4 protein-coding genes and 1 tRNA gene are annotated in these 5,162 nt (G+C 60.4%); 3 read left to right on the forward strand and 2 right to left on the reverse strand.

Going from position 1 to position 5,162, the window contains the following annotated elements:
* Nucleotides 1–116 precede the first annotated feature (116 nt).
* A complete protein-coding gene (locus JJ869_RS21900) occupies nt 117–1,112 on the forward strand; it encodes a DUF4214 domain-containing protein (protein ID WP_292270769.1) in 996 nt (331 codons plus the stop codon).
* A 15-nt stretch (nt 1,113–1,127) separates the two neighbouring features.
* Here JJ869_RS21900 and JJ869_RS21905 read toward each other — a convergent pair whose 3' ends face one another.
* Both JJ869_RS21905 and JJ869_RS21910 read right to left on the reverse strand, forming a co-directional pair.
* Entirely contained in the window at nt 1,128–2,048 is a 921-nt protein-coding gene (locus JJ869_RS21905; protein ID WP_292270771.1) for a hypothetical protein, read from the reverse strand.
* Between the two features lie 100 nt (nt 2,049–2,148).
* Nucleotides 2,149–2,222, reverse strand: a tRNA-Gly gene (locus JJ869_RS21910).
* Between the two features lie 135 nt (nt 2,223–2,357).
* Between JJ869_RS21910 and JJ869_RS21915 the strand changes: the two genes are divergently transcribed.
* Both JJ869_RS21915 and JJ869_RS21920 read left to right on the forward strand, forming a co-directional pair.
* Complete coding sequence (locus JJ869_RS21915) at nt 2,358–3,734, forward strand: NAD-dependent succinate-semialdehyde dehydrogenase (RefSeq protein ID WP_292270773.1); 1,377 nt, start codon at nt 2,358–2,360, stop codon at nt 3,732–3,734.
* A gap of 30 nt (nt 3,735–3,764) precedes the next feature.
* A complete protein-coding gene (locus tag JJ869_RS21920) occupies nt 3,765–4,361 on the forward strand; it encodes an SDR family oxidoreductase (protein ID WP_292270775.1) in 597 nt (198 codons plus the stop codon).
* The last annotated feature ends 801 nt before the right edge of the window (nt 4,362–5,162 follow it).

Genomic DNA, 5,162 nt, shown 5'->3' on the forward strand with positions numbered 1-5,162 from the left:
AGCACGAGACCTTCGGCGCAATCGGCACCCTCATAAGCGTCTTGGACACGATCAAACGCGCGAAAGATGCCAAGCTGATAGACTGATCCATCCAGCTACTGTCAAGCCGCGAACCGATGGGTGATCAGCCCGCGCTTACCGCAGGCCATGCCGCAATTGCCGAATATGTCGTTCAAACCGCTGCTGCGGCCGGGTTCGATCTGACCGCGATGGCCGGTAATGTCGTCCCCGGTTCGGCGCGCGACGACGATCTGATGGGCACTGCCGGCCCCGACAGCCTCACCGGGGAGGGCGGCAACGACACGCTTTCGGGAGGCGACGGGCTGGACATCGCGATCCTGCAGGGCGCGCAGACCCTCTACACGTTGACCATTGGCGATGAGATCACCCTGACAGACCGCAGCGCTTTGGACGGCACCGACATCCTGCGCGGGGTCGAGTTTCTTGATTTCAGCGATGGCCGCTTTGACCTGACGCGCTTTGACGATGGCGTGACCCTGACAGGTGACCAGTTTCGCAGCCTGACCGAAGTCTATGTCAGCTATTTCAACCGCGCCCCCGATGCGTTGGGATTGCTGTTCTGGGCAGATGCTTTGGCAAACGGCACAACGCTGGACCGGATTTCCGATGCATTCGCCATGTCCGAAGAAGGACTGGAGGTTTTCCCACTCGACGCGCAATTGTTCGAATTCGTCTCGTCCGTGTACCAGAACACACTTGGCCGCGCCGGCGATGATGCAGGCGTGAATTTCTGGGCCAATGCCTTGCAATCGGGTGGTGTGGGGCGCGGCGACTTCGTATTGCGCGTTCTGGAGGGCGCGCGCGCGGCCCCACCCGAAGACGCAACGCCCGAGTTCCTTGCCCAACAGGTGGCGGATCGGGCCTATCTGGACGGGAAGATCGACATCGGGCTTTACGTCGCAACGCAACTTGGTCTGAGTGATGTGGCCGCTGCCTCGGGTATCATGGCCCTTTATGACGGGTCCGGCCAAAGTGTTGCAGCCGCGATTGCCGCAGCGGACCAGACGTCCGAGGTCGCGTCGGGCATCGACGACAGCGGGCAATTCCTGATCGTGCTGGTCGGCATTGGCGATGCGCTCTCCATCGTGTAACGCGTGGATCGCCGCCTAATCCTCTGACATACCCTTGCGCAGCGCTGGCAGTTCGAGGTCGTCGTGGATTGTCACCTCATTCTCGGGTGATATCGACACAACCCGCAGATAGGGCGCTCCTGCCGACGGGTCGGTGACGTGGTTCCGGGACAGCCCGGCGACCAATGCACCCGTACCGGGCCGCCGATCCACAGCTTCTGCCAATTCGCGTCTGAACCGACATTGGAAGCTGTTGCAAATGTCAGCGCGCAGCGGGCGGTCCAACGTGCAGCCTTGCGGTCCGTGATACACGCAACTGCCGGCGGTCGATGTCGCCGGAATGCGAGACAGGTAGGCCTGCACAAGCGCTTCCGGCGTCACCTCCGGGTCTTTCCAGCGCTGACAGCTGATGGTTCCCTCCGTCAGGAAAGCGTGCCGGTCACCACCCAAGAGGCAACAATCGCCCTGACACGCGATGCAGGCGGCATTCAGAACGGCGGGTTCCTTGGTTTCCTGCTTCAACCGAGTCGCGTAATCAGCATCATCCTCGGGTGGTTCCGGGTGGGTCGATACGCCGTCAGCTTTGGCAAAGCTGGACTCGACAATGGAACGCAGATGCGCCTCGAAGGCGGCGCGTCGCGCGTCGGGCAATGGCACCTGAGGCAAGTCGATATAGGGCGCGAGGCCATGTGCGATGCGTCCCAGATGGGGTACACCGATCTTGCTTGCAGCGTCCCGAAGAACACGGCGGGTGCGGCGGTGCGAAATCGCGCGCAACTCGGCCTCTTTCCGATCTCGTTTGCGGGCAATCGCGGCTGTGACCTCGATCTTGTGGCGGGTCCGGCAATTTACGTTGTCACAGATGTCCTCGGCATCTTCCGCAAGCGGACGCCGACACAGGCGGCACAGCCGCGGTGGACCGTGGCGGAGGGGGCGGTGGAAAACGGGGTCAGCCATATGTGTACTTTCAAAAAATCTGATCGGAAATGCAGACAGGATGGCACAGAACCGGACGCGGTCAATGCATTAAAGCGGAGCGGGACAGGTGTGGAAGGATTGGAGCGGGTAGCGGGAATCGAACCCGCAACGTAAGCTTGGGAAGCTCGCGTGATACCTTTTCACCATACCCGCCCTCTGGAGCGACGGGATACTCCGCGTCCTGATCGGCGTCAAGATCGCTCCGCATGATTGCCGTGTCCAAGGGAACGATCCGGCACACCGCGCGTTGCCTGACCAACGAAACCCATAACCACAATCGAGGTCAGCATGTCGAAGATGGAAACCATCAACCCAGCCACCGAAACCCCCATCGCCACATACGAGGTGATGGACAGGGACAGCGCGGTGGCCAAGGTCGAGGCCTGCCATGCCGCGTTCCTCGACTGGCGCTGCAAGACCCATGAGGAGCGCGCGCCCTACCTGACCAAGATCGCCACGGCGCTGCGCAGCCATGCCGATGACCTGGCCAAGCTGATGACCCGCGAGGTGGGCAAGCTCTACCGCGATGGCAAGACCGAGGTGGAGCTGTGTGCGCGGATTTTCGAATACACCGCAGAACACGGCCCGACCGAACTCGCCGATGAGCCGCGCACTCATGCGGGGGGCAAGAAGGACGGGCTTGTCACCTATCAACCCATCGGCGTGATCTACTCGATCCAGCCGTGGAATTTCCCTCTCTACCAACCGGTGCGCGTGCTGGCGGCGAACCTGATGGCGGGCAATGGCGTGGTGCTGAAACACGCGTCGATCTGCACGGGAAGCGGGCTCAAACTGCGCGAGATTTGTATCGAGGCAGGACTGCCCAAGGATCTGTTCCAAGTGGTGGTCATTGACCATGACACCTCGGACGATCTGATCGCGCACAAGCTGGTGCGCGGCGTGACCATGACCGGCAGCGATGGCGCGGGTCGCCATATCGGCGCACTGGCGAGCAAGCATCTCAAGAAGACGGTTCTCGAACTGGGATCGAACGACGCCTACCTTGTGCTCGAGAAGGCCGACGTGGAACTGGCGGTCAAGACCAGCGTCATGGGGCGGCTTTTCAACAACGGCGAGACCTGTGTCTCGGCCAAGCGCTTTGTGGTGACGGACGCGGTCTATGACGCCTTTGTCGATGCCTTTGTCGAACAGATGAAGGCGATCAGGATGGGCGATCCGATGGATGAGGACACGCAGCTTGGGCCGCTTTCGAGCCAAGACCAGTTCGACACGGTGAAAGAGCAGGTGACCAAGAGCGTCACCAAGGGCGCAAAGCTGCTCTGCGGTGGCACGCCCAGCGACGACACCGGGCACTATTACCCCGCGACCGTGCTGGCGGATGTCACACCGGGGATGCCCGCCTATGACGACGAAATCTTCGGCCCCGTGGCGGCGGTGATCCGCGCCAAGGATGACGAGGACGCGATGCGCATCGCCAATGACAGCCGCTATGGCCTGGGCGGCGGCATCTTCTGTCAGGACGAAGAGCACGCGATGAAACTCGCCCGCGATCACTTCGACACCGGCATGGTGCGGATCAACAGCTTTGGCGCGGCGGACCCGAACATGCCGTTCGGCGGCGTCAAGGACTCAGGCTACGGCCGCGAACATGGCGGGTTCGGGATGAAGGAGTTCGTGAACATCAAGGCGATCTTCCGTCCCTGAACCGACCCCTCCCATCTGAAAGGAACTATCATGAATATTCTCGTCGCCGGGGCCACCGGCAAAACAGGCCTGCGCCTGACCCAAACCCTCTTGGCCAATGGCCACCACCCGATTGCACTGGTGCGCGACAGCTCGGACACCTCGGATCTGCCCAATGGCACCGAGACGCGTCACGGCGATCTGACCGACCTGCAACCGGGCGTCTGCGATGGCTGCGATGTGGTGGTCTTTGCCGCCGGATCGGGCAGCGGCACGGGGCCAGAGATGACCGACAAAGTCGACCGCGACGGCGCCAAGCGGCTGGTCGATCTGGCAAAGGACGCGGGCGTGTCGCGGTTTGTCATGCTCAGCACCGTGGGGGCGGGCGACCCGGACCCCGACAGCAAGCTGGGGCATTACCTGATGGCCAAGCACGAGGCGGACGAACACCTCAAGGCATCAGGACTGGACTTCGCCATCCTGCGGCCTGTGGCGCTGACGGATGAGGACGGGTCGCGCGACATCGTCTATGGCGATGCCGTGGACGTGCAGGGCGAGGCCGCCCGGGGCGACGTGGCCTATGTGCTGGCGCAGGCGGTGGACGACCCGGAGTGGCGCGGCAAGACGCTGCTGATGGCGTCGGCGTAAGTTTGGGGTGCGTGCTTTCGGTGCGCACCTTTTTTGTGTTGGGAGGTGCGTGAAATCACGCATCCTACGCTGTGTCACAACACCTGATCAAAGAGCTAGCGTCCGACCGGGTGGGCGCGGAACGCGCCCGCCATGGGGCGGACGCGTCGCCGCCGCTGCGCGACGGCGGGGGAATATATTTTCGAAACAAAAAATTTATAGTTATGCAAAGGCTCTGGACGCTGCATTGCCATACAGCCTATGATTGATTTGGGCTTCGTTAATTAACACTCGAACAAGAGCAATTCTAGATAAAATGTACAAAGCTAGCGTTGAACGTCTGTATTCGAAGAGGCAGATAAAACAAGCAGGAAAATTATTGGGAAATATTGTCCAAAAAAATCCTGAGACAATTGAGGCGTTTCAAGTTCTCCACAACTGGAGATTTCACCACGCATACCCAATGTTAAGAGAGAGAGCTAAGCTAACAAGAATAGTCAAACCTTTGGGAGGGATAACAGCAGGCAGGCTAAAGCGAACCTCATCAATACGAAAAAAACTTTTCAGGGGAACAACGAAACTTGAGCAGATGCAAGACTTGGTAGGGTGTAGAGCAATTGTCAATAGCATGGATGACATCTGTTCGATTCTTGAAAGGTATAAACTAGCTAATGATGGAGGCGGCGGTGTCAGCAAATCGTGTTGGTTCGCTCTTTGTTCTTACGTGCCAGTGAGGTATGCTGAGGCTTCCGAGGCCCGAGGAGACCCGCCATGCCCCGCTTCGATCCGACCGAATTCGGCCGCCTGCTTGCCCGCCTGAGC

Origin of the sequence: Marivita sp. (genome assembly GCF_017643905.1) — a bacterium.
Classification (GTDB): domain Bacteria; phylum Pseudomonadota; class Alphaproteobacteria; order Rhodobacterales; family Rhodobacteraceae; genus Marivita.